Below are 919 nucleotides of genomic sequence, written 5' to 3'. Positions count from 1 at the left end.
TTGGGCTCCACACCAACACCATCGGACTCGACGACTCCTTCTTCACCCTCGGCGGCGACAGCTTGGGCGCGATGCGGATCGCGGCGCGAGTCGGGTCCGCGCTGGATACCGAGATCCCGGTCCAGCTGCTGTTCGAGGCGCCCACGGTGGGGGAGCTCGCGGCCCGCGTCGAACGGCATGTCGGCCAGGGGCGGCAGCGCCCGCCGCTGATCGCCGGGCCACGCCCCGAGCTCGTGCCGCTGGCGCCTGCCCAACAACGAATGTGGTTCCTCAACCAGTACGACACCAGCTCGGGGGCGTACAACTTGCCGATCGTCCTGCGGCTGCGCGGCGAACTGAACGTCGACGCCTTGCGATCGGCTCTGGTCGACGTGCTACGCAGACACGAGTCGCTGCGCACGCGGTACCCGGATCACGACGGAAAGCTGATCCAGCTGATCGAACCCGTCGACGAAGTCGATCGCGAGCTGGCTCTGGTATTCGTTCCGCCGAGCCGGATGGTCGCCGCGGTAACCGAATTCGTGAGCGAAGGCTTCGATGTGAGCGCCCAGGTGCCGGTGCGCGCCCGATTGTTCCGGGCCACCGGCGGCGCCGAGCCGGAATACGTACTGGCCGTCGTGGTGCACCACATCGCGGCGGACGGCTTCTCCATGACGCCACTGGCTCGCGACGTGACGACCGCGTACGCCGCGCGGATCCGCGGCGAAGCACCGTCGTGGACGCCCCTGCCCGTCCAGTACGCGGACTACGCGCTGTGGCAGCAGGCTGCTCTCGGATCACCCGACGATCCGGAATCGCTGAGCGCCCGGCAACTCCGATTTTGGACCGAGGCTCTGGACGGCCTCGTCGAGGAGTTGTCGTTGCCGGTGGATCGCCCCCGCCCCGCAGTGGCCTCCCACCACGGCGCCACCACCACCTG

General features: G+C 68.8%; 1 protein-coding gene. It reads left to right on the top strand.

Features of this window, described 5'->3' with window-relative positions; all coding sequences use genetic code 11:
* Window positions 1–919: condensation domain-containing protein (locus ACL03I_RS39415; protein ID WP_412808661.1), on the top strand; the 919-nt coding region annotated here is incomplete at both ends.

Source organism: Nocardia sichangensis, from assembly GCF_047200615.1.
In the GTDB taxonomy this organism is placed as follows: domain Bacteria; phylum Actinomycetota; class Actinomycetes; order Mycobacteriales; family Mycobacteriaceae; genus Nocardia; species Nocardia sichangensis.
The sequence above is the reverse complement of the archived record's forward strand: the minus strand, read 5'-3'. Positions and strand labels throughout refer to the sequence as shown.